The following is a 510-nucleotide window of genomic DNA, read 5'->3' as shown; positions in this document are numbered from 1 at the left end:
ACTTGTGCCGTTAGAGCAAAGTTTTTTGAAAATGCGTACTCTAACCCGGCAAAAGCACTGGCAGAAAAACCGTATTTTTTATCAGCCCAGTCGACGTCGGTTTAAGACTCGCCAACCCCCAACCCAACATAGCTTTGCCAACCTTCAGCGAGGGGATAGTAAATACTGCTTTGGAATTGTAAATAATGGATATCGGCGGAGTTCGACAACTCTTTGAGCTCTGTCGGTTGTGCAGAATAGAAAAGGCCGATTTTTCCCATTTCAAAAGGTGTTTCTATTGATAAGGCGTAACTGAGGGCAGGGTCTATGTCATAGGTGTTTTTGTTTTCATCTTCGACTTGCCCGCCGCCAGTAAAGCCAATAAATGGGGTTACGATAACATTTGCTTGCGCGCTCAATGCGCAGCTCATTAACATGCCCCCAACTAGCCAACTGAGTTTATTCTTCATGTCCTATCTCCTTATTATGACTAAGCTAATTGTGATGGCTTAGTCAAAATCGCGCGACTAA

General features: G+C 44.1%; 1 pseudogene. It reads right to left on the bottom strand.

Features of this window, described 5'->3' with window-relative positions:
• Positions 1–449 (bottom strand): annotated as a pseudogene (locus R7044_RS28260) (outer membrane beta-barrel protein); the annotation flags it as partial.
• Between the last annotated feature and the right edge of the window lie 61 nt (positions 450–510).

Source organism: Vibrio sp. 1402, assembly GCF_033340275.1.
This window is presented reverse-complemented; position numbering and strand designations above follow the sequence as displayed.